Origin of the sequence: Nonomuraea aridisoli (assembly GCF_003236395.1) — a bacterium.
Lineage (GTDB): Bacteria > Actinomycetota > Actinomycetes > Streptosporangiales > Streptosporangiaceae > Nonomuraea > Nonomuraea aridisoli.
Map to the genome: position 1 here is coordinate 1 of NZ_POUD01000108.1, position 26986 is coordinate 26986.

30 protein-coding genes are annotated in these 26986 nt (G+C 71.4%); 11 read left to right on the plus strand and 19 right to left on the minus strand.

All coding sequences use genetic code 11. The features are described 5' to 3' along the window. Positions 1 to 906 (minus strand): EamA family transporter (locus C1J01_RS24380; protein WP_111181316.1); only part of this gene is annotated, 906 nt, incomplete at its 3' end. Between the two features lie 97 nt (positions 907 to 1003). Between C1J01_RS24380 and C1J01_RS24385 the strand changes: the two genes are divergently transcribed. Continuing rightward, a complete protein-coding gene (locus tag C1J01_RS24385) occupies positions 1004 to 2212 on the plus strand; it encodes a magnesium transporter MgtE N-terminal domain-containing protein (RefSeq protein WP_235854637.1) in 1209 nt (402 codons plus the stop codon). Next, positions 2202 to 2672, plus strand: coding sequence for a DUF1003 domain-containing protein (locus C1J01_RS24390; protein WP_181448939.1), 471 nt, complete (start codon positions 2202 to 2204; stop codon positions 2670 to 2672). Before C1J01_RS24385 ends, C1J01_RS24390 begins: the two co-directional genes overlap by 11 nt. Positions 2673 to 2679: 7 nt before the next feature. Here the strand turns inward: C1J01_RS24390 and C1J01_RS24395 are convergent, their stop codons facing one another. Further along, on the minus strand, positions 2680 to 3126 hold the full coding sequence (locus C1J01_RS24395) for a MarR family winged helix-turn-helix transcriptional regulator (protein ID WP_235854638.1): 447 nt from the start codon (positions 3124 to 3126) through the stop codon (positions 2680 to 2682). Positions 3127 to 3286: 160 nt separating this feature from the next. Here C1J01_RS24395 and C1J01_RS24400 point away from each other — a divergent pair, with 160 nt between their 5' ends. Then, positions 3287 to 4423 carry an Mrp/NBP35 family ATP-binding protein gene (locus tag C1J01_RS24400; RefSeq protein ID WP_111181298.1) on the plus strand — a complete coding sequence of 379 codons (1137 nt, stop codon included), beginning with the start codon at positions 3287 to 3289 and terminating at the stop codon, positions 4421 to 4423. Between the two features lie 56 nt (positions 4424 to 4479). Here C1J01_RS24400 and C1J01_RS24405 read toward each other — a convergent pair whose 3' ends face one another. The 4 genes from C1J01_RS24405 to sigE all read right to left on the minus strand — a co-directional run bounded on the left by C1J01_RS24405 (position 4480) and on the right by sigE (position 8307). Beyond that, entirely contained in the window at positions 4480 to 4842 is a 363-nt protein-coding gene (locus C1J01_RS24405; RefSeq protein WP_111181299.1) for a sec-independent translocase, read from the minus strand. 214 nt (positions 4843 to 5056) lie between these two features. Further along, entirely contained in the window at positions 5057 to 6985 is a 1929-nt protein-coding gene (locus tag C1J01_RS52345) for a trypsin-like peptidase domain-containing protein (protein ID WP_146615705.1), read from the minus strand. A gap of 166 nt (positions 6986 to 7151) precedes the next feature. Then, entirely contained in the window at positions 7152 to 7673 is a 522-nt protein-coding gene (locus C1J01_RS24415) for an anti-sigma factor family protein (RefSeq protein ID WP_111181301.1), read from the minus strand. 1 nt (position 7674) lies between these two features. Then, positions 7675 to 8307 (minus strand): RNA polymerase sigma factor SigE, encoded by a 633-nt coding sequence (gene sigE / locus C1J01_RS24420; protein ID WP_111181302.1) that lies wholly within the window; start codon positions 8305 to 8307, stop codon positions 7675 to 7677. Between the two features lie 193 nt (positions 8308 to 8500). Between sigE and C1J01_RS24425 the strand changes: the two genes are divergently transcribed. Next, positions 8501 to 9139: an O-methyltransferase gene (locus tag C1J01_RS24425; protein ID WP_111181303.1), complete on the plus strand. Its 639-nt coding sequence runs from the start codon at positions 8501 to 8503 to the stop codon at positions 9137 to 9139. A gap of 6 nt (positions 9140 to 9145) precedes the next feature. On the opposite strand, the gene C1J01_RS24430 is transcribed toward C1J01_RS24425, so the two are convergent. Continuing rightward, positions 9146 to 10555 (minus strand): leucyl aminopeptidase, encoded by a 1410-nt coding sequence (locus C1J01_RS24430; RefSeq protein WP_181448940.1) that lies wholly within the window; start codon positions 10553 to 10555, stop codon positions 9146 to 9148. Between the two features lie 80 nt (positions 10556 to 10635). After that, a complete protein-coding gene (locus tag C1J01_RS24435; RefSeq protein ID WP_020545024.1) occupies positions 10636 to 10803 on the minus strand; it encodes a DUF3117 domain-containing protein in 168 nt (55 codons plus the stop codon). A 181-nt stretch (positions 10804 to 10984) separates the two neighbouring features. On the opposite strand from C1J01_RS24435, the gene C1J01_RS24440 reads away from it, so the two are divergent. Then, entirely contained in the window at positions 10985 to 11761 is a 777-nt protein-coding gene (locus tag C1J01_RS24440; RefSeq protein WP_111181320.1) for a PaaX family transcriptional regulator, read from the plus strand. Further along, entirely contained in the window at positions 11758 to 12534 is a 777-nt protein-coding gene (locus C1J01_RS24445; protein ID WP_111181305.1) for an enoyl-CoA hydratase-related protein, read from the plus strand. The genes C1J01_RS24440 and C1J01_RS24445 overlap by 4 nt, the downstream gene beginning before the upstream one ends. Here C1J01_RS24445 and C1J01_RS24450 read toward each other — a convergent pair. The 8 genes from C1J01_RS24450 to C1J01_RS24490 all read right to left on the minus strand — a co-directional run bounded on the left by C1J01_RS24450 (position 12521) and on the right by C1J01_RS24490 (position 19837). After that, a complete protein-coding gene (locus tag C1J01_RS24450; RefSeq protein ID WP_111181306.1) occupies positions 12521 to 13249 on the minus strand; it encodes a hypothetical protein in 729 nt (242 codons plus the stop codon). The two genes, C1J01_RS24445 and C1J01_RS24450, sit on opposite strands and share 14 nt — an antisense overlap. A gap of 114 nt (positions 13250 to 13363) precedes the next feature. Continuing rightward, on the minus strand, positions 13364 to 14683 hold the full coding sequence (locus C1J01_RS24455; RefSeq protein WP_235854640.1) for a helix-turn-helix transcriptional regulator: 1320 nt from the start codon (positions 14681 to 14683) through the stop codon (positions 13364 to 13366). A gap of 130 nt (positions 14684 to 14813) precedes the next feature. Continuing rightward, positions 14814 to 15365: a DNA-3-methyladenine glycosylase I gene (locus tag C1J01_RS24465; RefSeq protein WP_111181307.1), complete on the minus strand. Its 552-nt coding sequence runs from the start codon at positions 15363 to 15365 to the stop codon at positions 14814 to 14816. Continuing rightward, positions 15358 to 16179, minus strand: a complete 822-nt coding sequence (locus C1J01_RS24470; RefSeq protein WP_111181308.1) for a prolipoprotein diacylglyceryl transferase — start codon at positions 16177 to 16179, stop codon at positions 15358 to 15360. Before C1J01_RS24470 ends, C1J01_RS24465 begins: the two co-directional genes overlap by 8 nt. Positions 16180 to 16258: 79 nt before the next feature. Further along, the gene (locus tag C1J01_RS24475) at positions 16259 to 16843 is read right to left on the minus strand and encodes an LOG family protein (protein ID WP_111181309.1); all 585 of its coding nucleotides are present in this window, start codon (positions 16841 to 16843) and stop codon (positions 16259 to 16261) included. Between the two features lie 11 nt (positions 16844 to 16854). Beyond that, a complete protein-coding gene (locus C1J01_RS24480) occupies positions 16855 to 17688 on the minus strand; it encodes an LOG family protein (RefSeq protein WP_111181322.1) in 834 nt (277 codons plus the stop codon). Between the two features lie 248 nt (positions 17689 to 17936). After that, positions 17937 to 19004 (minus strand): succinyl-diaminopimelate desuccinylase, encoded by a 1068-nt coding sequence (gene dapE / locus C1J01_RS24485; RefSeq protein ID WP_111181310.1) that lies wholly within the window; start codon positions 19002 to 19004, stop codon positions 17937 to 17939. Next, complete coding sequence (locus C1J01_RS24490; RefSeq protein WP_111181311.1) at positions 19004 to 19837, minus strand: 2,3,4,5-tetrahydropyridine-2,6-dicarboxylate N-succinyltransferase; 834 nt, start codon at positions 19835 to 19837, stop codon at positions 19004 to 19006. The genes dapE and C1J01_RS24490 overlap by 1 nt, the downstream gene beginning before the upstream one ends. 37 nt (positions 19838 to 19874) lie before the next feature. On the opposite strand from C1J01_RS24490, the gene C1J01_RS24495 reads away from it, so the two are divergent. After that, positions 19875 to 20696 carry a hypothetical protein gene (locus C1J01_RS24495; RefSeq protein WP_235854641.1) on the plus strand — a complete coding sequence of 274 codons (822 nt, stop codon included), beginning with the start codon at positions 19875 to 19877 and terminating at the stop codon, positions 20694 to 20696. A gap of 4 nt (positions 20697 to 20700) precedes the next feature. Here C1J01_RS24495 and C1J01_RS24500 read toward each other — a convergent pair whose 3' ends face one another. From C1J01_RS24500 to fdxA, 3 genes are all read right to left on the minus strand, one after another. Beyond that, the gene (locus C1J01_RS24500; RefSeq protein ID WP_235854642.1) at positions 20701 to 21357 is read right to left on the minus strand and encodes a DUF4178 domain-containing protein; all 657 of its coding nucleotides are present in this window, start codon (positions 21355 to 21357) and stop codon (positions 20701 to 20703) included. Positions 21358 to 21450: 93 nt separating this feature from the next. Continuing rightward, complete coding sequence (dapC, locus tag C1J01_RS24505) at positions 21451 to 22521, minus strand: succinyldiaminopimelate transaminase (RefSeq protein ID WP_111181312.1); 1071 nt, start codon at positions 22519 to 22521, stop codon at positions 21451 to 21453. A 94-nt stretch (positions 22522 to 22615) separates the two neighbouring features. Continuing rightward, positions 22616 to 22942, minus strand: a complete 327-nt coding sequence (fdxA, locus tag C1J01_RS24510) for a ferredoxin (RefSeq protein ID WP_111181313.1) — start codon at positions 22940 to 22942, stop codon at positions 22616 to 22618. Between the two features lie 105 nt (positions 22943 to 23047). Between fdxA and C1J01_RS24515 the strand changes: the two genes are divergently transcribed. The 4 genes from C1J01_RS24515 to C1J01_RS24530 all read left to right on the plus strand — a co-directional run. Then, the gene (locus tag C1J01_RS24515; protein WP_111181314.1) at positions 23048 to 23278 is read left to right on the plus strand and encodes a putative acetyltransferase; all 231 of its coding nucleotides are present in this window, start codon (positions 23048 to 23050) and stop codon (positions 23276 to 23278) included. Positions 23279 to 23295: 17 nt separating this feature from the next. Then, entirely contained in the window at positions 23296 to 24366 is a 1071-nt protein-coding gene (locus C1J01_RS24520; RefSeq protein WP_235854643.1) for an ABC transporter substrate-binding protein, read from the plus strand. Between the two features lie 99 nt (positions 24367 to 24465). Continuing rightward, a complete protein-coding gene (locus C1J01_RS24525; protein ID WP_111181315.1) occupies positions 24466 to 25242 on the plus strand; it encodes a class I SAM-dependent methyltransferase in 777 nt (258 codons plus the stop codon). Between the two features lie 144 nt (positions 25243 to 25386). Further along, on the plus strand, positions 25387 to 26986 hold a 1600-nt coding region (locus tag C1J01_RS24530; RefSeq protein WP_500048130.1), incomplete at its 3' end, for a prolipoprotein diacylglyceryl transferase.

The window sequence follows — 26986 nt, forward strand, 5'->3', positions numbered from 1 at the left end:
GTCCGGGAGGGTCGTGGTGGCCGTCTGGGCGAGCAGGGCGCCCGAGAGCACGATCAGGCCGCCGACGATCTGGAACACGCCCAGCGTCTCGCCGACCAGCACCCAGGCCACGACGGCGCCCGCGATGACCTCCAGCGAGGCGACCGTGGCCCCGACGGCCGCCGACAGCCGCCGTACGGCGTTGACGCCCAGCGTGTAGCCCAGCACGGTGGCCACGACCACCATCCACAGGTACGCCCCCAGCACCGGCAGCGTCTGCCCGCCCTCCGGGGTGGCGGAGACGGTGAACGCCTCCCACGGGATGTCCCACGGCCGGGAGAACGGCGCCAGCACGACGGCCGCCCCGATCATCCCCCAGGCGACCAGGCCGAGCGGGTCGATGTCGTCCCCGAAGCTATCGTTCATCAGGAAATATCCGGCGCAGCACGCCCCGGCCAGCAGCCCCAGCACCAGCCCCAGCGCGTCCAGGCGCATCCCCTGCCACGCCTCGACGACGATCGCGAGCCCCACGACGGCCACCACCGCCCCGAGGTAGGCCGCCCGCGCGAGCCGCACCTTGCGGACCAGCCGCACCCAGGCCACCACCATGACCGGCGCCATGAACTCCAGCAGCAGCGCGATTCCCACCGGCAGCCGCGTGATCGCCACGAAGTACAGGGCCTGCACCCCGGCGACCGCCATGATCGCGTACAGGCCGAAGAACGGCAGCCGCGACCTCGGGATGCGCAGCGCCCGGGGACGCGCCACGGCGAGCACCGCCACCAGCAGCAGCCCCGCGCCCGCCATCCGCGTCCAGACCGCCTCGATCGGCTCGAGTCCGGCGGCGATGAGATATTTCGCCATCGGCCCGGAGAACGCGAAACACCACGCCGACACGAACGCCAGCGCGAGCCCCACCGACCTCATCGCACACCACCAGTCCAAGTAATGACCGTCAAACGGGTTTGATACTGACATGTACGGCGTCCCGGGCGCAATGGGTCGCCTTTGTTAGCCTGACGACGTGCAGATCTTCGTGGCCCGGCTGTCGGGGACCCCGGTCTTCGACCCGGCGGGCGACCAGATCGGCCGCGTCAGAGACGTCGTGGTCGGACTGCGCATCGGCCGCCGGCCGAACGTGCACGGCTTCGTGGTGGAGGTGCAGCCGCGCCGCCGGGTGTTCCTGCCCATCACCCGCGTGCGCCGCATCGAGGCCGGCTCCGTGGTCTTCACCGGCAAGCTCAACATGCGCAGGTTCGAGCAGCGCGTCACCGAGACCCTCGTCATCGGCGAGATGCTCGACCTCGCCGTCCATCTCGGCGACCAGCCCATGACCGTCTACGACGTCGCCATGGAGGAGGTCAAGCCGTCCACCTGGGAGGTCACCCGGGTCGCCCTCTACAAGGGCCGCCGGCGCGAGCCGCGCATCGTCGACTGGGGCGAGGTGACCGGGTTCGACACCCTGCAGAAGGACCAGGGGGCGGCCGGGCTGATCGCCGCGTTCGAGTCGCTGCGCGCCGCCGACATGGCCAGCGCCCTGCACGACCTGCCGAGCAAGCGCCGCGTCGAGATCGCGCGGGCGCTCAACGACACCCGGCTGGCCGACGTCCTGGAGGAGCTGCCGCCCGACGACCAGATCGGCATCCTCGGCACGCTCGACCCCGAGCGGGCGGCCGACGTGCTGGAGGAGATGGGCCCCGACGACGCCGCCGACCTGCTGCACGACCTGCCGGACGAGCAGGCGGCCCGGCTGCTGGCGCTGATGGAGCCGGGCGAGGCGGCGCCGGTGCGGCGGCTGCTGACGTACCCGGAGACCAGCGCGGGCGGCGTCATGACCAGCGAGCCGGTGATCCTGCCGCCGACCGCGACGGTGGCCGAGGCGCTCGCGCACATCCGCCAGCAGGACCTGTCGCCGGCCATCGCGTGCCAGGTCTACGTCACCCGGCCGCCGACCGAGACGCCGACGGGCACGTACCTGGGGGTGTCGCACTTCCAGCGGTTGTTGCGCGAGCCGCCCTCGACGCTGCTCGGGCGCGTGCTCGACCCCTCGATCGACCCGATCAAACCCGAGTTCACCCTGCGCGAGGTGACCTACTACCTGGCCAACTACAACCTCGTGGCCGCTCCCGTGGTCGACGAGCTGGGCCGGCTCGTCGGCGCGGTGACCGTGGACGACGTGCTCGACCACATCCTTCCCGAGGACTGGCGCGAGAGGCCCGACCGTGACGAGTGACCGCCTCGACCAGCCCCGCGAGCTGCGGCCCTCACTGCGGGCCCACTACGACCCGGAGATGTTCGGCCGGCTCTCCGAGCGCATCGCCCGGTTCATCGGCACCGCGCGGTTCCTCGTCTACATGACGGTGTTCGTCGCGGTCTGGGTGATCTGGAACGTCGCCGGGCCCGAGCACCTGCGCTTCGACCCGTACCCGTTCATCTTCCTGACGCTGATGCTCTCGCTGCAGGCGAGCTACGCGGCGCCGTTGATCCTGCTGGCGCAGAACCGCCAGGACGACCGCGACCGCATCCAGTACGAGCAGGACCGCGAGGCCGCCGAGCGCAACCAGGCCGAGATCGAGTATCTGACGCGTGAGATCGCCGACCTGCGCCTGACCCTGAGCGAGGTGGTCACCCGCGACTACCTGCGCACGGAGCTCGGCAGGTTCGTGGACGAGCTGCGCACCCGGCGCGAGTGAAGATCGTTCAGGCGAGTTTGGCGAGCATCGTCCGCAGCCGGGCCAGCTCCCCCGGCTCCAGCGGGTCGGCGAACTCGCCCTTGACGCCGCGCAGATAGGTCGGCGTCGCCTCGGCCAGCCGGTCGGCCCCGAGGTCGGTCAGCACCGCGAACAATCCGCGGGCGTCGTCGGCGCAGGCCTCCCTGGTCACCAGCCCGTCGCGCTGCAGCCGGTCGACCAGTCTGGTCAGGCCGCTGCGCGAGAGCAGCACGCGGTCGGCCAGGTCGTTCATCCGCAGCCGCCGCCGGGGTGCCTCCGCCAGCTGCAACAGCACGTCGTAGGAGGCCAGCGGGAGATCGTGGGCGATGAGCAACTCCCCTTCCAGACGACGGGTGATGCGCACCTGGGCGCGCTGTAACATCCGCCAGACCGCGAGCTCCTCAGCGGTCAGGCCCTCGTCGCGCAGAAGTGTCACGGAGTAACCTTAAAACGTTGTTGCACAGACATCTAACAAGACGGATTAACCCAGTGAGGGTGCCGGTCCATACCATGGAGGGGCATCCTCAACTGGCGTCCAGCGCCTGCCATACATAGACGACTAAGGAGGGACGGCACTCCCTCGTGCCGACACTTCGATGGCACCAACCCAGGAACAGGTGACCGCGGCCCTCGCCACGGTCATCGACCCCGAGATCCGTCGCCCGATCACGGACCTCGACATGGTCAAGAGCATCGACATCGCCCCTGACGGTGCGGTGCGCGTGGGCGTCTACCTCACCGTGGCCGGCTGTCCGATGCGGGACACCATCACCCGCGACGTCACCACCGCCGTCTCCAAGGTCGACGGCGTTACGGGCGTCAACATCGAGCTCGACGTGATGAGCACCGAGCAGCGCAAGAACCTGCAGACCAAGCTGCGGGGCGACCGGGGGCCGGAGAAGGAGATCCCGTTCAACCAGCCGGGCTCGCTGACCCGCGTCTTCGCGGTGGCCAGCGGCAAGGGCGGGGTCGGCAAGTCGTCGGTGACGGTCAACCTGGCCGCCGCCATGGCCGCGAGCGGCCTCAAGGTCGGCATCGTCGACGCCGACATCTACGGCCACAGCGTCCCGCGCATGCTGGGCGCCGCCGAGCGGCCCACCAAGGTCGAAGACATGATCATGCCGCCGGTGGCCCACGACATCAAGGTCATCTCGGTCGGCATGTTCAAGCCCGAGGGCAACATGCCGGTGGTCTGGCGCGGGCCGATGCTCGACCGGGCGCTCCACCAGTTCCTGGCCGACGTCTACTGGGGCGACCTCGACGTCCTGCTGCTCGACCTGCCCCCGGGCACCGGCGACATCGCCATCTCCGTGGCGCAGCGGCTGCCGTCCGCCGAGATCCTGGTCGTCACGACGCCGCAGATGGCCGCCGCCGAGGTGGCCGAGCGGGCCGGCTCCATCGCGGCCCAGACCCACCAGCAGATCGCCGGCGTCATCGAGAACATGGCGTGGCTGCCGTGCCCCCACTGCGACGAGCGCATCGCGGTGTTCGGCGAGGGCGGCGGCCAGACCGTGGCCGACGCGCTGACCCGTACACTCGGCTCCCGTGTCCCGCTGCTCGGCCAGGTGCCGATCGACATGCGGCTGCGCGAGGGCGGCGACGAGGGCAAGCCGCTGGTGCTGACCGACCCCGACGCACCGGCCGCCGCCGAGCTTCGCAAGATCGCCTCCGGCCTGAGCAAGCGCTCCGGCAGCCTCAAGGGCATGCAGCTGGGGCTCGCGCCGCGCCGCTGACGCCTTCCCGCTTCGGGCCCGTTCCGGTTACCGCCGGGGCGGGCCCGCGTCGTCTCTCAGGTGGCTTCCCTGTCGTACGGCGGGATCTCGCCGTAGCCGAGCTCGTCGACCACCGGCTCCGGCACGTACGGCGTCGTGGTGGCCGGTTCGAGCTCGCGCTTGCCGTTCCAGTCCTCCTCGATGTCGTCGAGGAGATGCTTGCGGACGAACGTGCGCGGGTTGAGGTCGGCCGGGTCGAAGTTGGAGAACTCGGGGCCGAGCCCGGAGCGTAGGTCCTCGCGCGCGCTGTTGGCCATCCGGCGCAGGTTGCGCAGCGTCCTGCCCGCCTGCGCGGCGGCCTGGGGCAGCCTGTCGGGACCGAAGACGAGCAGCGCGATCACGATCAGCGCTCCGATCTCCGCCCACCCGAGTCCGAACACCCTGATCTCCTACCGCAGTTCAGTCTCTCCGAGAACAACCCCGGCCTCTTCCACAGAGTACGGGCTCGCGACCGTTGCCCGGTCGCCTGCCCTCCTCATATCTCCCACCAAAACACCCGAACGGGAAGAGGCTCTCTTCAATAACCCTAAAGAGGAACCAACCGGCGCGCGTAGGCGCCGCAGGAGGGCTCCTGCGGCGCCTACGTGACAAGGGTCAGGACGCGGTGGGCGTGGGCTCGTCCTCGGCCGTCACCGTGAGGCTGGCGTTGCGTTCCTGGCCGTCGCGCAGGTACTTGACGTTGATCTTCGAGCCAGGGGCCTTGCTGCGGATCAGGGCGATGAGCTCGTTCCCGTCCTGCAGCGGCAGCCCGTCGATCTCGAGGATCACGTCGCCCGCCCGCAGCCCGGCCTTGTCGGCGGGCCCGCCCGGCGTCACGGGCTGCTGGCCCGCCACGGCCTCGGTCGCGATCTTGACGCCCTGGCCCTGGAAGTCACGGTCGAGCAGGATGCCGATCTTGGGGCGCTTGGCCCGGCCGGTCGTGATCAGCTCCTCGGCGACCCGCCGCGTCTGGTTGACCGGGATCGCGAAGCCCAGGCCGATGCTGCCGCTCTGGCTGCTCATCGAACGCCCGAGCGTGGCGATCGCGGAGTTGACCCCGACGACCTCGCCCCGGCCGTTGACGAGCGGGCCGCCCGAGTTGCCGGGGTTGATGGCGGCGTCGGTCTGGATGGCGCTGATGTACGCCGGCTCCTCGCTGGTGGCTCCCGTGTCGTCGCCCGCGATGACCGGGCGGTTGAGCGAGCTGACGATGCCGGTCGTGACCGTGCCGGTCAGGCCCAGCGGGGAGCCGATGGCGATCACCGGGTCGCCCACGACCACCTGGTCGGAGTTGCCGAGCGTGATCTCCGGCGTGCCGAACGTCTCCTCCGGCTTGACCACGGCCAGGTCGGAGCCCGGGTCCCGGCCGACGATGCGGCCCGTGGTGGTCTTGCGGTTGTTGAACATGATCCGGATCTCGCCGCCGCTGGCGGCCAGCGCGACCACGTGGTTGTTGGTCACCACGTAGCCGTCCTTGATCAGGAAGCCGGAGCCGGTGGCGCCTTCGCTGGCGCTGCCGTTGCCGACCTCGAGCGAGACCACGCTGGGCAGCACCCGCGAGGCCACGCCCGCCACCGAGTCGGGCGGGCGGTTGGTGGCGCCGCTGGGCACCGGGCCGAGGCTGTAGGAAGGGTCGAGGGCCGTGCTGGTGGGCCTGGTCAGCAGGTACGTGCCGACGCTGCCGAGCAGCGACGCCACCAGGGCGATGACCAGGGCCATCGTGACCAGGAACCCGGTGCGCGGACCGCGCCTGGCCGCATCCGCCCCGGCTCCGTGCGCGCCGGGAGGCGGCGGCGCCCAGCCCGGGCCCATGCCGAGGGGCTGACGCGGCGGAGGCGGCGGATTGCCGTAGGGCGGGCCGAACGGCGGGCGCTCGTAGGCCCGCGTCCCGTTGTCGGGGCCGCCCAAGGAGGGGTTCTCGAATCGGGGACCGCCCTCGCCGAACGGGCTGTCGTAGGCGCGCGTGCTGTTGTCGGGAGCCCCGAACACCGGCCCCTCATAGGGCGGCGCCCCACTGCCGGGCGCCCCGAACCCCGGCCGCTCACCGCCACCGTCAGGGGACCCGAAGGCCGGCCGCTCACCGCCACCGTCAGGCGACCCGAAGGCCGGTCGCTCGCCTGTCTCGAAACCCGACGGGCTCTCGAAGCGTCCCAGGCTCTCGTGCCCCGACGGACTCTCGTAGCGCGACGGGTTCTCGAACGCCGGCTCGTGGCTCGACGGATTCTCGAAGGACGGGCTCTCGCCTGCCTGCGCGCCCGGGTCGGGCGGGCCGAAGGACGGCGCCCCCGGACCGCTCCGCGCGCCGTCGTCCCGCCCCGGCCCGCCGCCGGCCTCGCCGTACGGCCGGCTCTCGTACGGTGGCGCACCGGCGGTTTCCGACCGGCCCGACGGGTCACCCCACGACGTTCCGAACGAGGCGGGCGGCTCGGGCCGCCGGCCCGGTGCGTCGGACCTGTCCTGCGCGGGCAGGAACTCCGGCCGCACCTGTGGCTCGGGGGTGTCCGACGGCGTGCGCTCCTCGTTGCGGCGCGTCTCGTCGGTCATCTCAGTCTCACCACTCCTTGGCTCGGCCACCGCAAATCCTCGCTCTTGCGGCATACGAGGCTGATAAAGCTTTGTCAGGACTTGCCGCCGACAAATCCCGAACCCAGATCGTATGCCCCACGCACCGCGGACTACGCCAACCGACTATGCCCGGCTTGCGGGAGCGTCAAGGCGTGGTGGGTGCACTCGTAGGCGATGTACGGGCCTGCTGCTGGAAGAGTTCAACCGGTGGAGCCGGATTGTTCTGCCCCACGCCACTCGCCGCGAAGAACGTGCCGAGGGCCACGGCCGCCGAGACGACCCCCACGGCCACGTAGGTCGTGCGCCGTCTACCACCACGACCCGGGCCGGAAGACCCGCCGGTGCCGTCTCTGCGCGGCCGGTTGTCCAGCGGCGCGATGGTGTGCGGGCCGGGGATCGGCACCCCACCGAAGGTGCGGGCCGGAAAAGGGCGCTCCCTCGGGGGCAGCGGTCCGCCCGGCTCCGCCATCCGGAGCAGGGACATCGTCAGGTCGGTGGGCATCGCCGGGGTGTCGAGCGAGCGCAGGCGCGACTTCAGCGCGCGCACCGACTCGACCTCTCTACGGCAGTCAGCGCAGAAGGTCAGATGAGCAAGCGCACGCTCGCGTTCGGTGTGGCTGAGTTCACCGTCCACGAGTGCGGATACGCGTTCTCCAAGATGAGCCATATCAGACTTCCTCCCCACGGATCACGGTCGGGGGGAGTTGGGAATTACGGGGGGCTCGATGATCGAGCGCCTCCCGCAACTGCGCCCGGCCACGGTGAATACGGCTTCGGACCGTACCCAGCTTGACGCCGAGCGTGGCCGCGATCTCCTCGTACGACAGGCCCTCGATGTCACACAACACGATCGCCGCCCGGAACTCGGGGGCGAGCGCGTCGAGGGCCGCCTGGATGTCGGGCTCCAGATGGGCGTCGTCGAACGCCTGCGCCGGGGACGGCTCGCGCCCGCGCAGCCGTTCGGCCGCGTCGTCGGCGAGCCCCTCGAACCGGATGCGCTGCTTGCGCCGCGCCATGTCGAGGAACAGGTTGGTCGTGATCCGGTGCAGCCAGCCCTCGAAGGTGCCGGGGGTGTAGCTCGACAGCGACCTGAAAACCCGGACGAAGACCTCCTGGGTGAGGTCTTCGGCGTCGTGGACATTGCCGGTCAGCCGGTAGGCGAGCCGATACACGCGTGCGGAGTGGGTCCGCACGACTTCCTCCCACGTGGGAGGCGTCCAGTCAGACGACACGGGAGTATCCGCCTGGTGGTCGCTTTCGTCCACCAGAACTCCTCTCTCTGGGACCACCGCTACCGCCATAGTGCCTGGTTTCGTCCCTTCGTGCGCACTGACTGCCCTCCGGACCGGCAAAGCCCGTTTAAACCTGCAACGCCTCAGGACCCTCCTGAGTTCCCGTCCGGGCGTGTCTCCCTTAGGCTGCGAACGGTGTCAATCACGCGTATACCTTGTGCGGCCTATGCGGCCAATCGCACGAAAGTGGGGGAGGAGGCCGATGACCACTCCGGTGGAGGCCACTCTGGCCTATGCGGAGCAGTTCCATCAGGAAGATGAGGTCCTGCACGCCGCGCGGCAGCGCGGGCTGGAGATGGGGGCCACGCCCATCCTTCCCGGCGGCGGTGCCGCCCTGTGCTTCCTCGCCACCGTCGTCAACGCCAAGTCGGTCGTCGAGATCGGCACCGGCTGCGGCGTCTCGGGGCTGTGGCTGCTGCGCGGCATGCGTCCCGACGGCACGCTGACGAGCGTCGACGTCGAGCCCGAGCACCAGCGGCTGGCCCGGCAGGCGTTCACCGAGGCGGGTTTCTCCGGCAGCCGGGTGCGGCTGATCACCGGCCGCGCGCTCGACGTGCTGCCCCGGTTGTCCGACGGCGGCTACGACATGGTCTTCGCCGACGGCGCCAAGCAGGAGTACGCCGACTACCTGGCCGAGGCCGTGCGCCTGCTGCGCGTCGGCGGCGTCGTGGCGTTCGACAACATGCTCTGGCACAACCGCGTGGCCGACCCCGCGCAGCGCGACACCGACACGGTGGCGCTGCGCGAGGTGGGCAAGCTGGTGCAGTCGGACGACCGCCTGCGCTCGGTGCTCATGCCCCTGGGCGACGGGCTGCTGGCGGCCGTCAAGATCGCCGGCTAGGCGGCGCTACGCGCGGGTGAGCCACTCCAGCAGCACCCGCACGCCGAACCCGGTCGCGCCCTTGCTGAGCGTGCCCTCGTCCACGGTGCTGCGGCCGACGCCCGCGATGTCGAGGTGCGCCCACGGCCGGCCGCCGGTGAACTCCCGCAGGAACAACGCCGCCGTGATCGACCCCGCCCCGAACCGCGACCCCGCCTCGACGTTGGACAGGTCGGCGATCGACGACTCCAGCGCCGGCGTGTAGTCGTCGATCAGCGGCATCCGCCACAGCCGGTCGTCGGTGACCTCCCCCGCCTCCAGCAGCTGCTTGGCCAGCACGTCGTCGGAGGCGTAGACGGCGCCGACGTTGCGGCCGAGCGCCACCGAGATGGCCCCGGTCAGCGTGGCGATGTCGACGACCGCGTCGGGGTCGAGGACGGCGTCGGCGTAGGCGAGCGCGTCGGCCATCACGAGCCGGCCCTCGGCGTCGGTGTTGAGCACCTCGACCGTGCGGCCGCCGTAGTGGGTGATGACGTCGCTGGGCCGCTGCGCGGTGCCGGAGGGCATGTTCTCGGCGGCGGCGACCAGGCCGGTGACCTTCACCCGGGCGCCCAGCCGGGCCAGCGCGCCGAGCACCGCGATGACGACCGCGCCGCCCGCCATGTCGGTCTTCTGCGTCTTCATGTTCTCGGTCGGCTTGAGCGACAGGCCGCCCGAGTCGAACGTGATGCCCTTGCCCACCAGCACGACATGCCGGTCGGCGGGCTCGTCGGGCGTGTAGGACAGCTGGATGAGCCGGGGCGGGCTGGCCGAGCCGCGCCCGACGGCGAGGATGCCGCCGAACCCGTCGGCCTGCAACTGCTCCTCGTCCCACACCCGGACGGCGACGCCGCTCTCGGCGGCCCGCTCGGCGAGCCAGGCCGGGTTCTTCACGGAGGAGGGCGTGTTGGCCAGGTCACGGGCCAGGGCCACGGCCTGGGCGACGGTCTGCGCCCGCCGCACGGCCTGCTCGTCCGCACCCGCGAAGGCCAGCGTCCGCACGGCCTTCTTGCCGCTTTCACCGATCTTGAACGAGTACGCCGCCAGCAGCGCCGCCTCCGCGAACGCGGCCACGTCGCCCTCGGGCGTGACCACGGTCAGCCGGTCTCGGCCCTTGACCCGCCTGGTCAGCGCGGCGCCGGCCTTGCGCAGGGCACGCGGGGAGCCGTCGCCCACGCCGAACAGCAGCACGCGGCCCACACCTCCAGCCCTGGCCACGGGCACCTCGACGATCTCGCCCGCCTCCCCCTTGGCCTCGTAGTGCGCCAGCAGGTCACGCACCGGCAGGTGCAGCTCCACCGGGCGGGCGGTCTGGAGATCGGCGGAGTACGGGACGGCAAGCAGGTCGGCGTCGTCGGGAACCTCGGCGACCACCGTCGCAGTGGTCTCAATGGGCACGGAAACATCTCCTCAGAACGTCAGCGACCCTGGCGCCGGACTACGCCAGGGTCGTGGATCAAGATTTCTCTCGGGAGGGCTCAGCCGACGACGTTCTTCAGCGCCTCGCCGAGCGCCTTCGCCTCGTCGGCCGAGATCTCCACGACGAGCCGGCCGCCACCCTCCAGAGGGACCCGCATGACAATGCCGCGCCCTTCCTTGGTGACCTCGAGCGGACCATCGCCGGTCCGCGGCTTCATCGCCGCCATGCGTGCATCCCTTCCTGCCTTGGGCTCCCGCGGCCCGCGATTTCCGACCTCCCATGGGGGGTGGTCGGCGCATTCACGTCTTCTGTGATGTCCTATTCTCCCGCATCGAGAGCGCTCATGGGTAACGATCTCCTCCCAGAATGCGTTGTCCAGGCGCGCGATCACGTCCAAACTGGACCTCGTGCACGCTCGCGCCGCTCTGTTCGACCTCTATGGAGACCACCTGCGCTCGCGTGGGGGGCAGGCGTCCGTGGCGGCGCTCGTACGGCTGATGAAGCCCTTGGAGATCGCCGCTCCCGCCGTGCGCACGGCGGTTTCGCGCATGGTGCGGCAGGGGTGGCTGAGGCCGGTGAGGCTGTCGCAAGGGCCCGGCTACGGGCTGACGCCGAAGTGTGTGAGGCGGCTGGACGAGGCCGCACTCAGAATTTACCGAGCGGGCACGCTGTCCTGGCACGGCCGCTGGCATCTGATCGTCGTGGAGCCCGTACGCGAGCGTGCGCGCCGGGAGCGGCTGCGGGCCGACCTGACGTTCCTGGGCTACGCGGCGCTGTCGGAGACGACCTGGATCGGCCCGCGCTCCTCCATCGAGCTGGACAACCTGCTCGACGGCGAGGGCGTGCGGGCCGACAGGTTCGACGCGGCGCTGGAGGGCGACCCGCGCGAGCTGGTGTCGAGGGCCTGGGATCTGGACGCCATCGGCGAGGCGTACGAGCACTGGCGCACCGAAGCTGTCACGCTGATCAGCACGCTGCCCGAAGGGGCGCCGGACGACCAGGTCTTCGCCACGAGGAGCCGGCTCGTGCACGGCTGGCGCAACTTCCTCTTCCGCGATCCCGGCCTGCCGCCGGAGCTGCTGCCGCCCGGCTGGCCGGGTGAGAAGGCCAGGGCCTACTTCGAGCAGGAGGCCGCCCGGCTGCTGCCCGCAGCCGCCGCGTTCGTCGACAGGGAGTTATCGTGATCCGCTATGACGTGGCCGACGCCGTCGCCACCATCACGCTCGACCGGCCCGACGCCATGAACTCACTGACGGTCGAGGCCAAGGAGGCGCTCCACAGCGCGCTGCGCCGCGCCGCGGGCGACCAGTCCGTCAGGGCCGTGCTGCTCACCGGCTCGGGCCGGGCGTTCTGCGCGGGCCAGGACCTGCGCGAGCACGCCGACAACCTGGAGGCGGGCCGCGGCCTGGCCAACACCGTGCGCGAGCACTACAACCCGATCGTCGAGCTGATCGCCACCATGGCCAAGCCGGTGCTGGCCGCGGTCAACGGCGTCGCCGCGGGCGCGGGGGCGTCGCTGGCGTTCGCGTGCGACCTGCGGATCGCCTCGGACAAGGCGAAGTTCGCGCTGGCGTTCGCCGGCATCGGCCTGGCGCCCGACTCGGGCGCGTCGTGGACGCTGCAGCGCCTGGTCGGCCGGGGCCGCGCCGCCGAGCTGATGCTGCTCGGCGAGCCGCTCGACGCGGCCCGCGCGCTGGAGCTGGGCCTGGTCACGCGCGTGGTGCCGGCCGACGACCTGCTCAAGGACGCCCAGGAGCTCGCCGTACGCCTCGCGCAGGGCCCGACGCTGGCCTTCGCCGCCACCAAATGGGCCCTGGCGTACGCGGCGACGCACTCGCTGCCGGACGCGCTCGCCATGGAGGCCGACCTTCAGGACAAATGCGCCGCCACCCGCGACCACGTCAAGGCCACGGAGTCGTTCCTCGCCAAGGAACGCCCGACCTTCAACGCGGAGTGAGCGATCGCCTGCCCAGCCCGGCGCGAAGCCCGAACCAGCCTATGGCGGCGACGAGCGTGACCTGCAGCAGGTAGACGATCGCGGCGGTCACAGGGCCGGACGTCTCGGCCGGCAGCGCGGCGAACACGATGACGTACGCGATGCCCGCGATCGACAGCCACCGTGGCATCGCCTTCGACAGCAGCGTCCCGACGAGCGCGGCCAGCACGCCGACCGCGATGGCGACCTGGGTGCCGACGATCGCCGGGACGAGCAGGCCGAGGTGCGCGTTCAGGATGTCGAAGAGCTCTCGTCCCGCGGGCTCCGGCAGCACCATGGGATCGGCCGCGTAGGCGAACGGCAGCGCCTCCGCGGTGATCGTGAGCGCGAAGAGGATCCCGCCGACGCCGGACAGCAGCGCGCCGAGCAGGTTCAGCGCGCGGCCCCTGCCGTGGGCGAGCAGCACGATGAAGACGGCGGTGGCGACCCAGGAGATCGCGTATCCGGGGCCGCCGAGGTACAGGTTCATCGGCCAGTAGGCGCCGCCGAGCGCCCGCACGTCGTCGTACCGGACCGTGCCGTCGAAGGGCGGTTCCCAGAACGCGAAGAAGGTACGGGCCGCGAGCGAGACCAGCAGCAGGACGAAGAGCCCGATAACGGCGATACGCCGCGTGGCTGACGCGGTTGCCGGGGCGGGCGGCGGCGTCGCGGTCCCGGCGAGTTCGGATGCGGTCACGGTCGTCCTTCTCCTTCGATCGATCGGTGGCGGCGCTGTTCGCGCCGCTTCGATCGTCGGCAGAGGGCGTGCCGCACCGCATCGGTGCCAGCACCTATGTGGAGTCCGGCCTGCTCAGAGGCTTCGGCCGCGCTTCGTGGCGGCGTTGTCGAGCCAGATCCGCGCGGCCTGCACGCGGCGGTTCGTCCCGGCCTCCGGCCTGAGGCCGAGCTTGACGAAGATCGCGCGCAGGTGGGCGTCGACCGTGCGCTCGGAGACGACGAGCCGGGCCGCTATTCCGGCGTTGCTGGCGCCCTCGGCGAGGACGGCGAGAACCTCCGCCTCGCGCGGTGTCAGGCCCGGGACCGGTGTCGCCCCGAGCGGTGCGGGAACCTCCTCGTCCGGAGCCGGCCGTTCTTCGGGGGTCAGGACGCGGGCGAGCCGTCCGGTCCCGGCCCAGGCGCCCCCGACCACGACGAACGTCACAGCCGCGACGCCGATGGCGACCGCCGTGGCGCCGAGCCGGACGCCGGGAGAGGCGATGATCGTCCCGATGGCGATCACGACGAGGGCCGAGGCGACGAGCCCGGTGCCGCGTACGGCGACGGCCACGTGGCGGGGCTGCACCCCGCCACGTGCGGCGAGCACCGCGCAGGCCGCGCTGAACGCCGAGGCCCCGGCGAGGGCGACGAGGAACGCGGCCGAGCCCAGCGACGGCTCCACGGCTCCGGGGTCGCGGGCGACGGCCAGCAGGAGGCAGAAGCCGACGGTGAGCGGGGCGCCGGTCGTTCCGGCCGCGGCGACCCCGATCCGCGCGCGGGCGGCCCCGGCGGAGGTGAGCGCGGCCCGCCACAGAGTGACCGGGATGAGCAGGAGGGCCAGCGCGCCCAGGAGCGTGGCGAGGCCACCGAGCGGTTCGAGGGCCGTCCGCCAGGACTCCGGCGCGATGGTCGGCAGGCCGGTGAAGGGGTCGCTCGGCGTCGTCAGCAGGGAGTTGGCGAGCGTGACGGCGGCGATGGCCCCGACGAGAACCTGATGCGTCCACGGTGCTCGTCCGCCGGCCCGGATGGCCGCTGACGCGGCGAGCTGCATGAGCGCGAGCGGCGGGATCCAGGCCGAACTCCAGATCGCGACCGCGAGCGCGGCGGCCGGGTTCCCGGTCGCGACCGCCCACACCGCCCAGGCGGCCGCCCAAAGGTAGGCCAGCAGGACGAGGCAGAGCCAGGTCGCGAGACCGCCGGCTCTCCGGTCGCCCGCCGAGGTGAGCCGGGCGGCGGCGACGGCCGCGCTCGTCGCCGCCGCCGCCAGCGCGAGCACGCCGACCGGGTCGGTGGCGAAACCGCCGTGGCCGGCCAGCCGGAGCGCGAGCAGGGCGGCCACCGCGGCGGCCCCGGCGATCCCGGCGACCAGGGGCAGGAGCCGGCCCGTGAACGGCGGCTGGGCGATGACGGTCATCCTGGTCCCACCCTCGGTCGTGGGCAGCCAGACCGGGGAGGCGGCCGTGGCCCGGATCGTACGGCGATCCTATGGGCGAACCCTCGGCTGGACCAGGTGGGTGCCGGAGTTCATGGACCAGCGCCCGGGCTCAGCGGGTGCGGGCCAGGCAGCCTTCGATGTGGTCGTTGACCAGGCCGATCGCCTGCATCAGCGCGTACGCGGTGGTCGGGCCGACGAACCGGAAGCCGTGCTGCTTCAGCTCCTTGGCCAGCGCCTTCGAGGCCGGGGTGGTGGCGGGCACGTCGGCCGTCGTCCTCGGCGCCGGAGCGTCGGGGTCGGCGTAGCGCCACACCAGGTCGGACAGGCCGCCGGGCAGGTCGAGCGCGGCCCTGGCGTTGGCGATCGCGGCCTCGATCTTGGCACGGTTGCGGACGATGCCCGGGTCGGCGAGCAGGCGTTCGGCGTCGTGCTCGGTGTAGGCGGCGACCTTGGGGATGGAGAAGTGGTCGAAGGCGGCGCGGAAGTTCTCCCGCTTGCGCAGGATGGTCAGCCACGACAGACCCGACTGGAACGCCTCCAGCACCACCCGTTCGTAGACGGCGTCGTCGCCCTTGACCGGGCGGCCCCACTCCTCGTCGTGGTAGGCGAGGTACATCGGGTCGGCCAGGCCCGGCCAGGAGCAGCGGATCGGCTCACTCACCGCCGCTCGTCCCCTTCCGCGCCCGCACCGGCTCTTCCTCGCCCTCGGCCCGCTCGGCGTCGCCGTCAGGGACGCCCGTGGTGAGCGCGCCGTTGCGCTTGTCCTCACGGGTCTCCGCCTCGCCGTCCTCACCGTCCTCGGCACCCGGTACGGGCTCGTCGCCCGCGCGGGCCTCGGGGGGCTCACCCTCGGGCGCCTGGTCGGCGGGCTCGGCGCTCGCACGGGCTTCTGCGGCGGCCGGTTCGTCGGCCTCGGGCTCCGGCTCGGCGGCGGGGTGTACGGGCTCGGGGGTCTGCGTGTCCGTGGAGTCGTCCGCCCGGCCGGGGACGGCGTCGACGCGCCACTCCGGGTCCTCCGGAGGGGTGATCGTCGCGTCGGCGTCCCACGACACCGCGGCGCCGCTCGCCGTCACGGGGTCGCCCGACTCGGGCAGCTCCCGCTGCGCCGGCGCCTCGGGCTCGTGCTCCGTACGCGGGCCCGCCCCCGGCGAGGCGTAGACCTCCTGCCGCGCGTACAGCCGGCTGGCCAGCAGCTCGGAGACCCGCTGCTCCAGCACGGCGATCCGGGTGTCGCGGGCGCTGATCGCGCCGGCGGCCCGGCGCAGCGTCTCGTCGACGCTGGCCGTGTGGTAGCCGACCAGGTTGACCGGCAGCTGCAGCGCCATGACGTCGACCGCCGTCAGCTGACCCGCCTCCGGCAGGTCGAGCGGGGGCACGTCGGGGGGGAACTCGCTCAGCTCACCGCCCCGCCCCAGGGAGACCAGGACCACGCAGGCCAGGATGGCGATGGCGGCGATGGCGAGAATTACCAGCACATTGGCATCGTACTCATCCGCCGGAGCGCCTTCAGCGATCTACCGCAAGTAACGCATTCCACACAACCTGTGGAACGTGTCAGCCGGCGGCCTCGCCGAGTTCGGCGACGCTGGGCCGAACGGGCTGCGCACGCGACTCCAGGTGCGCGAACGCCTCGTCCACGGTCGAGGTGAACGAGATCGCGTCGAAGACGTCCGGACGCGTGAAACCCTCGTCGTACATGTGGCCGACCATCGCGCGCAGCGGCTCGTACAGGCCCCAGGGGTCGAGGACGACGAGGGGACGGTCGTGGATGCCGAGCACCCGTGCGGTCCACATCTCGAACAGCTCCTCCAGCGTGCCGATGCCGCCCGGCAGCACCAGGAACGCGTCGGAGCGGGCGTCCATGACGCCCTTGCGCTCACGCATGTCGGCGGTGACGACGAGCTCGTCGGACTCCTCGTCGGCCACCTCGATGTCGACCAGGACCTGGGGGATCACGCCGATGGTGCGCCCGCCGGCGGCTCGGGTCGCCGAGGTGACGGCTCCCATGCACGAGACCGTGGCGCCGCCGCTCACCAGGGTGTGCCCGCGCCTGGCCAGCTCGGTGCCCACCTCGGTGGCGAGGTCGACGTATTTGCGGTCGATGTTCTGGCTGGAGGAGCAGAAGACGCAGATGTTCACAGGGCGGAAGCCTATTGCGGCTCGGCGATCTGGGCCGCGCAGGCCTCCTCCTCTTCCACGAGCTGCCGGGAACGGGCCAGGTCGGCGTCCACGATGATGCGCACGGCCTCGTCCACGTCGTCGGTGACGGTGATCAGGTCGAGGTCGTCGGCGGCGATCTTGCCGGTGCCGAGCAGCGAGCCCTTGATCCAGTCGAGCATGCCGCCCCAGAACTCCGAGCCCATCAGCACCACGGGGAAGGAGGTCACCTTGCGCGTCTGCACCAGGGTGAGCGCCTCGAACAGCTCGTCCAGCGTGCCGAAGCCGCCGGGCAGCGTGATGAAGCCGCACGAGTACTTGACGAACATCGTCTTGCGCACGAAGAAGTAGCGGAACTCCACGCCCAGGTCGACGTAGTCGTTCATGCGCTGCTCGAACGGCAGCTCGATGCCGAGCCCGACCGACACGGCGCCGTCCACCTCGCGCGCGCCCCGGTTGACCGACTCCATGACGCCGGGGCCGCCACCGGTGATCACCGCGTAGCCGGCCTCGGCGAGGGCCCGGCCGAGCCGCATGCCCGTCCGGTAGTCGGGAGAGTCCTCGGGCGTGCGGGCGGAGCCGAACACCGTGACCGCCGGGGGCAGCTCGGCGAGCTGGCCGAATCCCTCCACGAACTCCGCCTGGATGCGCAGCACGCGCCACGGGTCGGTGTGCACCCAGTCGGACGGCCCCTGGCGGGCCAGCAGCCGCTGGTCGTGCGTGGAGGTCGGCACGAAACGACCGCGGACGATGGCCTGCCCCTGGCGGTGCTCCCGGCGCTGTTCCCGGGCCTGTTCATGGCGCTGTTCACGACGTGGTTCTTCCATGCGGATCACGCTAGCCCCTTCACCATCGCCCGGTTCCACCCGTGCGTCCCTACCCGTGCGGTTCGCCGCGAGTCGATACGTTCTTCCCTCAGAGCGAATCCCCAGGTAAACCGGGCGAAACACCCCACTAAAAAATCTTGAAAAAACCAGGGAACCGGATTTCGACCCCCCTGCGTCTAACTGCCGAGGGTGCTGCTCGGGACTGAAAGTGGCTTTCCCCGCCAAATGGCCGGCGAGGAAAGCCACTTTCATGTGGAGAGCCAGTCGAGCATCGCCCGCTCGCTCTCGACGATCTTCGGCAGCGAGACGTACTCCCCCTGCTGGTGCGCGAGGTTCGGGTCGCCCGGGCCGTAGTTGACGGCGGGGACCCCCAGCGCGGAGAAGCGGGCGACGTCCGTCCAGCCCAGCTTGGCGCGCGGCTCGCCGCCGACCGCCCCGGTGACGGCCGCCGTGAACGCCGCCGCCGCCGGATGCGTCAGCCCGGGCCGGGCCGCGGGCGCGGCGTCCACGACGCTCACGGCGAACCCGTCGAAGACCTCGCGTACGTGCTGCTCCGCCTCCTCGATCGACAGGTCGGGGGCGAAGCGGTAGTTGACGCTCACCACGCACAGGTCGGGGATGACGTTGCCCGCCACGCCGCCGCTGACGCCGACCGCGTTGAGCCCCTCGTGGTATTCGAGCCCCTCGACCACCGGCCGCCGCGGCTCGTAGGCGTTGAGCCGGGCGAGCACCGGCTCGATGCCGTGGATGGCGTTGACCCCGAACCACGACCGCGCACTGTGGGCCCGCTTGCCGCTCACCGTGACCTCGGCGCGCAGCGTGCCCTGGCAGCCGCCCTCGATCACGCCGTCGGTCGGCTCCATCAGCACCGCGAAGTCGGCCGCCAGCCAGTCGGCGTGGTCACGCGCGACCCGGGTGAGGCCGTTGCGCTCGGCCTCGACCTCCTCGCAGTCGTAGAAGACGTACGTGACGTCGCGGTTGGGCGCGGGCAGGGCGGCGGCGAGCTTGAGCGCGACCGCGACGCCGGCCTTCATGTCGGAGGTGCCGCAGCCGTACAGCAGGTCGCCGTCGACCCGGCTCGGCAGGTTGCCGGCGACGGGGACGGTGTCGAGGTGGCCCGCGATGAGCACCCGCTCGGCGCGGCCGAGCTCGGTGCGGGCGACCACCGTCTCGCCGGAGCGCGACACGTTCAGGTGCGGCACCGCGGACAACGCCCGCTCCACCTGGTCGGCGAGGGCCTTCTCGTGGCCGCTCACCGACTCGATGTCCACGATCGCGGCCGTCAGCGCGCGTACGTCCTGGGTCAGGTCGAGCATCAGATGTCCATCCCGTGTTCGCGCAGCACCTCGTTGAGCGCCGCCTTGTCGTGCCGCTGCCCCGGCTCCAGGCGCTTGAGCACCAGCACGCACGGCAGGCCGAACGTGCCGCCGGGAAACTCCTTCTGCCGCGTGCCGCTCACCGCCACGCACCACGCCGGGATCCGGCCGCGTGACAGCTCCTCGCCCGTCTCGACGTCGATGACCGGGATCGACCCTGACAGGATCGTTCCCGCGCCGACGACCGCGCCCTCGCCGACCCGGGCGCCCTCGACGAGCATGGACCGGCCGCCGATCAGCGCGTCGTCCTCGACCACGACCGGGACGGCGCCGGGCGGCTCCAGCACCCCGCCGATGCCCACGCCGCCAGACAGATGCACGTTCTTGCCGATCTGAGCGCATGATCCGACGGTGGCCCACGTGTCGACCATCGTGCCGGAGTCGACGTACGCGCCGATGTTCGTGAACGACGGCATGAGCACCACGCCGGGCGCCAGGTAGGAGCCCCAGCGTGCGATCGCCCCCGGCACCACGCGCACGCCGTCGAACGTGCTCTTCAGCGGGATGCGGTCGTTGTGGTGGAAGTCGCCCACCTGCGAGCGGGCCAGTCCGAGCACCTTGAAGGCCAGCAGCACGGCGCGCTTGGCGCGCTCGTCGACGAGCACCTCGCCGCCCTCCACGCGGGCGGCCCGCGCCTGGCCGCTGTCGAGCAGGTCGACCGCGCCGACCACCAGCCGGCGCGCCTCGGCGTCGGCCGGCGACAGCTCCGCCCTGCGCTCCCACAACTCATCCACGACCGCGGGAATCGTGGACGAAGTGCTCACATGACTCATGGCCACGGAGCTTATCCGTCCGGGTAGGTTCTTCAGCGTGCGCCTGCGCTTCTCCCGTGGAGTCATCACCATCGCGGTCATCGTGGTCGTACTCGCCGTCGCCGTCTCCGTAGGGCTCTACCACCTGCTGAAGCGGGCGCCCGTGGTGGTGCGCGAGGCGTACTGCGTGGTCGACACCCCTGTGGGCGTGCGCGAGCTCGACCCCGAACAGGCCCGGATCTCGGCCACGATCGCGGCCGTCGCGGCGCGCCGCAAGCTGCCCGAGCGGGCCGTGGTCATCGCGTACGCGACGGCGCTGCAGGAGTCGAAGCTGCGGAACGTCGACTACGGCGACCGCGACTCGGTCGGGGTCTTCCAGCAGCGCGAGTCGCAGGGCTGGGGCACCAAGAAGCAGATCATGGACCCTGTCTACGCGACGAACAGGTTCTTCGCCGCGCTGGTCAAGGTGAAGAACTACCGCAAGCTGCCGCTGGCGGAGGCGGCGCAGGCCGTACAGCGCTCGGCGGGCGGCTACGCGTACGCGCCGCACGAGGAGGAGGCGAAGATCCTGGCCGCCGCCTTCACCGGGAAGGTGCCGCGGGCCCTGCACTGCTGGTATCCCCAGACCCGCACGCCCGCGCCGGCGCCCCGTACGCGGGAGGCGCGCAAGCAGCTGGCCAGGGCGCTGGGCAGCACGGCGATCACCACGGAGAAGCGCGGCTGGCTGGTGGCCTCCTGGTGGGTGGCCCATGCCGAGATGTACGGCCTCACCAGGGTCGGCTACGGCGGCGCGACCTGGTCCAACGACTACGAGACCGAGGGCTGGGAGGCGGACGGCAAGCCCGGCAAGCCCGGCGCCCGCCGCGTGGAGCTGTCGTGACCCGTCAGGACGCGCGGGTGACGATGGAGATCGAGCCGGGCGGGAGCGGCTGGGCGTAGGCGGCCGTCCAGGAGCCGCCCTGGACGCGTTCGAACGACAGCAGCCGGCCGTCGGAGGCGCGGTAGTCGGCGAAGTCGAGCAGGCCCCGCTCCGGCAGGCCGGTGTCGCCCTCACCGCGGAAGGCGGCCGTCCCCCGCTCGATCGGGTAGAACTCCACGCCTTCCATGATCAGCATGCTCTTGGCCGGCACCATGCCCTGCGTGGGCACGTCGTTCCAGAGCTTGACCTCCAGATGCGGCGGATCGCCCGGCAACTCCTCGACGGAGAGCCACTGCAGGCGGCGGGAGGAGTCGCGCAGCAGGAAGTCCGTCCACTTCTGGCCCTGCCACGAGACGTAGATGGCGCCGAGGACGCGCGCGGGCGACCCGTGGATCTCGATCCGGTCGCCGACCCCGATCGTACGGGGGTCGGTGTAGTCGGTGCCGACATGCCCGGGAGCGCCCACCGGAGCCGCCAGCGGGGTCTCGAGAGGAGCGACCTCGGCCGGCGGCGCGCTGACGCGGCCCCTCCTGTCTTGCCGCGTCGTGGCCCAGAAGGCCCCGAGCAGCAGCAGGACGGTGGCGATGCTCAGCCCGAGTACGACCATGGAGGTCATGCTCATCGATCAGCTCGCTCCACTCGCGGTCTGCCTCGGCATAAGCCCTTATCAATTTGTGCGGAGACAAGCCCGTTTCGCGGGCTGTGCGGGGCGATCCTACTGGAGGCGGCGCACCGCCGCAGCGATCCGTTCATCTGTGGCCGTGAGGGCGACGCGGATGTGCCGCCCACCTGCGGATCCGTAGAACTCGCCGGGCGCGACCAGAATGCCGGTCTCGGAAAGCTTTCCTACCTGATCCCAGGCGCTCTGCCCATTAGAGGCCCAGAAGTACAGGCCCGCGGTCGAATGGTCGATCTGCCATCCCGCCTTTTCCAGCGCCGGACGCAGCACCTCGCGGCGGGCGGCGTAACGCTCGCGCTGCCGGTCGGCGTGCTCGTCGTCGGAGAGCGCCACCGTCATCGCGGCCTGGACGGGCTGCGGCATGAGCATGCCGGCGTGCTTGCGCGTCTCCAGCAGCCGCTTGACCAGGACGGGGTCGCCCGTCACGAACCCGGCGCGGTAGCCGGCCAGGTTGGAGCGCTTGGAGAGGGAGTGGACGGCCAGCAGCCCTTCGTGTGAGCCGCCGCAGACGTCGGGGTGGAGGATCGAGATCGGCGGCTCCTCCCAGCCGAGCTCGATGTAGCACTCGTCGGAGGCGACGACCGTGCCGCGCTCACGAGCCCACGCGACGATCTTGCGCAGGTGTTCGGCGGGCAGCACCCGGCCCGTGGGGTTGCCCGGGGAGTTGACCCAGATGAGGTCGACGTGCTCGGGGCCGAGCGCGAGCGTGCTGTCGGAGGCCGTGCCGTGCGCCCCGGCCAGCCGGGCGCCCACGTCGTAGGTGGGGTAGGCCAGCTCCGGGAAGACGACGCGGCGCGCACCGAGGTAGGTGGGCAGCCAGGCGACGAACTCCTTGGAGCCGATCACCGGCAGGACATCATTCGGATCCACCGTCACGCCGTGCCTGCGCCGCAACCACCCCGACGCGGCCTCGCGCAGCGCCTTGGTGCCGTGGGTCAGGGGATAGCCCGGGCTGTCGGCCGCCTGCGTCAGGGCGTCCTGGACGATCTGCGGCACGGGGTCGACGGGCGTGCCGACGGACAGGTCGACGATGCCGTCGGGGTGAGCCAGCGCGCGCTCTTTGTACGGCTCCAGCCGGTCCCACGGGAAGTCAGGCAGGGTGTTCACGGTTCTCCATGATGTCGCGGTGCCGCACTACGGCACGGCGGCGCCACGCGGACGGGGCGCATCCGGCCCGGATGCCCCCGTGCACGGCGTTGTCCTAGTGGTCTTCACCCTGCGGCGGCAGGGCGGCGACCACCGGGTGGTCCCTTTCGATCTTGCCGACCTTCGAGGCGCCACCGGGCGAGCCCAGCTCCTCGAAGAAGTCCACATTGGCCTTGTAGAACTCCTTCCACTGCTCGGGAAGGTCGTCCTCATAGAAAATCGCCTCGACGGGGCACACTGGCTCGCACGCGCCGCAGTCCACGCACTCGTCGGGGTGGATGTAAAGCATGCGCTCGCCCTCGTAGATGCAATCGACGGGGCACTCCTCGATGCACGCCTTGTCCAGGACGTCCACGCAAGGCTGCGCGATGACGTAGGTCACCTCGAGCTCCTTCTTCTCCGCACCATGGCATGACTTCGACCGCGGTTTGCTACGCCCTAGTATTGCCGTGCTTCCCGGCTGGCCGAAACGGAGGGTGGCAAACTCGTGGCCGGACGCCTTGTCATCGCCATTACAACGCACGACGTCGGCGCCCGGGTCACCACCCGAAGGCGCGTCCCCGGCGGGTTTCGCGACGCGGTCGGGATTTTGGAGTCCTGGGACGAAGGCGTGCTCAAAGTCCGGAAAAGAGACGGCACGGTGGTGGAGATCCCCGAAGAGACGCTGGTGGCGGCCCGTGTCGTTCCGGCCGCGCCTCCTCGACCTGGGCGGATGTAGCAGTAAGTATTCATTGTGTGACTGTACGTACCTGCGCCGCCGCAGCCGCCATCCTCGCCAGCGCCGGATGCGGCGCGTCGTCCACCGACTCCACCGCGACCGAAGCGAAGAACCTGCCGCCCGTCAACGTCCAGGCCGCCTCGCTGAAGAGCGGCTTCGGCACGATGGACCGGCTCGTCGAGGCCGCCAAGAAAGAGGGCCAGCTCAACGTCATCGCCCTGCCCCGCGACTGGGTCAACTACGGCGAGATCATCGACACCTTCGCCGACAAGTACGACATCAAGGTCAACGAGCTGGAGCCGAACGCGAGCAGCAAGCGCGAGCTCGACGCGGCCCCGCAGCTCAAGCCGGACGTGTTCGACCTCACCATGGACGTCGCGGTGTCGGGGGCCGACCGGTTCGCACCGTACAAGGTGCAGGGGTGGAACGACGTTCCCGACCACGTCAAGGAGCCGTCCGGCGCCTGGTACGCCGCCTACGGCAGCTACATGTCCATCGGGTACGACCCGCGCGCGGTCAAGGCGCCCGCCTCCTTCAACGACCTGCTGCAGCCCGGCTACCGCGTCGCCCTCGACGGCGACCCGCTGCGCTCGGCCTCGGCGTTCGGGGGCGTGATGGCGGCATCCATGCGCGCCGGCGCGCCGCAGCCCGAGCAGGGCGTGGCGCTGTTCGCCAAGATCAAGCAGGCCGGACGACTCACCGACCCGGCCAAGGCCAACGTCGTCGTCGCCTGGGACCACCTGAACGCCGCCCGCAGCGCCCACCACTCCGACGGCTGGCAGGTGACGATCCCGCGCGACGCGGCGCTCGGCGCCTACCACGTGCAGGCGATCAACAAGGCGGCCCCGCACCCGGCCGCGGCCCGGCTCTGGCAGGAGTTCCTCTTCTCCGACGAGGGCCAGAACCTGCTGCAGAAGGGGTTCGCCCGGCCGGCGCGCGGCGAGGCGATGCTCATGAAGGGCACGCTCGACCGCGAGCAGGCGGCGAAACTGCCCAAGGCGCCCGGGCCTCCCGTTCTCATGACCATCCCGCAGACGGACGCCGCGAAGGCGTACCTGATGAGGGAATGGGCAAAGAGTGTGGGCTGAGTCCCATGTGACTTGATATGTCGCCGCGACGTTCAGGCTCTAAAGTGAACGGACAGCACGGCCACGGGGGCCCGGAGTCCGAGAAATGAGCTGATCGTCTTGCGATACGACACACCGAGCTTGGAGCGGTGGAACAGTCGCGCCTACGACAGCAGCTTCGGCTACGTCTCGACGCAGGGCGCGCCACTGGTCGACCTGCTCGACCCGCGGCCCGGCGAGCGCGTGCTCGACCTGGGCTGCGGCACCGGGGTGCTGACCGCGCAGATCGCCTTCCGAGGGGCCGAGGTCCTCGGCATCGACGGCTCGCCGGCGATGATCGAGAAGGCGCTGGCACAGTATCCGGGCATCAACTTCATCGTCGGGGACGCGCACGACTTCACCGTCGTCGATCCGTACCACGCGGTCTTCTCCAATGCGGCGCTGCACTGGATGACCCGCGACCCCGGCGCCGTGATCGCAAGCGTCCGCGAGGCACTCACGCCTGGCGGGCGCTTCGTCGCGGAGATGGGCGGTGCGGGCAACTGCGCGGAGCTGACCGCGGCCATGCACACCGCCTGGCGCGAATTCGGGCTGCGCGAGCCCGAGCTGCCGTGGTACTTCCCCACTCCCGCCGAGTACGCCCGCCGCCTGGAGCAGGAGGGCTTCGTCGTGCGGCTGCTGGAGTACTTCGACCGGCCGACGCCTCTCGAGGAGTGCCCCGGCGGGGCCGCCGACTGGGTGCGCATGTTCGCCGGGTCGGTGCTCGAAGGGCTGCCGCCCGAGATCGTGGAGCCTCTGCTCCAACGGGTCAACGAGCTGGCCGCGCCCGCACTGCGCAGGGAGAGCGGCTGGATGGCCGATTACGTGCGGCTACGTTTTGCCGCTGTTCGGCGTTGATGCGACGGCATGATGCGTAGGGCTGTTTTGCCGGACTATGGTCTGTTCCGTGGGCGGCGTGATGATGGCTGCACCGCTGCCACGGCGTGAGGGGCTGGTGAACGGAACGGGATGAATTTCTGCCTGAGCGACCTCGTACCACCGTTGAGGTGGAGCGACGCGTCGACGATCACGCTACTCGCCGGGCAGCCGGACCTGCCGGACGCGTGGTGGCGCAGCCTGCCCATGCCCCGGGTGCTCGCGGCGATCGGCCCCGAATCGCTGGGCGAGCTGCTCACGGAGATCGCCCTGGAGCACTGGCCCGCGGCGGCGATCGGTGACGTCCTGCCCGCCCTGTACGTGCTCGACCCGGAGGAGGCCGACGAGCCCGCGGTCGCGATCGCGCTCGACCGGGCCGGGTCGTGGGCCGGGCTGCTCGCGCTGACCGGGCGGGAGCTGGTGGACCAGCCGTTCATCCAGGCGCGGCCGGTGCTGAACATCCTGTTCACGGCGGTCCTCGCGCGTCTCGCGCCCGAGCGTCCCGGTGTGGACGTCGAGCCGTACGCGGCGGGCGGGCCGGGCGTCGCGTTCGAGGAGGGTGCGGCCGGGCGTGCCGCGTTCCATGAGGGTGTGGCCGGTCATCCGTTAGTGGCGGAGGAGCCGGTGTCCCCCGCCCCCCTGCCGGAACCCGGCGCCCCTGTCGAGGAGCCCGCCGAGCCTGAGACCCCGGCCCGGTTCGCCGACGACTCCTACTCCACTGAGGACGAGGAGCCGGTGGAGGACGAGGCGGCCGCCGCGGAGGAGCCCGCTGACGGCGCCGCGCCTGACAGGCCGGCCGCCCTGCCGGCCGAGGCCGCCGAGTGGGACGTCCCCCATGAGCGCGCCGACGACTCCGCCGCTCAGGAGGCCGCCGACGACCTCGGTGAGCACGTCTCCGAGGAAGCCGCCGGGGCTCACGAGGAGCCCGAGCACGTTGAGGGTCTTCCGGCTGAGGCGGAGCACGCGGAGGCCGAGTACGGCGAGGGTCGCGCGGCTGAGCCGGAGCCCGTCGCAGCCGAGCCCCTCGAACTGCACAGCGAAGCCGAGCGCGTCGAGCCGGTGCACGACGAGGCAGAGCACGGCGAGCCGGTGCACGACGAAGCCGAGCACGCCGGGCCGGAGCCCGCCGAAGCCGAGCCGCTCGATCCGGTGCCCGTCGAAGCCGAGCACGGCGAGCCGGTGCACGACGAGGCCGCGGACGCCGAGCCTGGGCGTTCCGAGCCGGAGGTCGAGCCGGAGGCCGCGTCCGTGCAGGGCGCTGGGGGCGGCGAGGGCCAGGAGCTGGTGGAGTCGGTCGAGGCGGCGTTCGCCGGGCTCGACGACAAGACGTGGGCCGTGGCGCAGAACCGGGTCTTCACCGACGAGCCGTCGGCCGTCGACCAGCTGGCCAAGCTCTTCGCGGTCCCCCCCGCCGACATCACCGCCACCGAGTACGAGCTGCGCACCCGCCTCGACCAGTGGCTGGCGAGTGACGAGGCGGCGCCGTTCCGGGCGCATCTGGACGAGCTGATCAAGACGTTCGGACCGGCTCCGTCGAAGGAGCAGCTGGCCGGCGCGGCGAGCTGGCACGGCGCGGAGATCCGCGCGCTGGAGGTGCCCGCCTGGCAGTTCGTGCTGGCGTCGCTCGCGGCGCACGGCCGGCAGCCTCAGGTGCAGCACGTGCCGCCGCAGGTGCAGTTCCCTCCGCCGCCGGGCGGGCCGCGCTCGGCGTTCGGCCCCTTCCCGC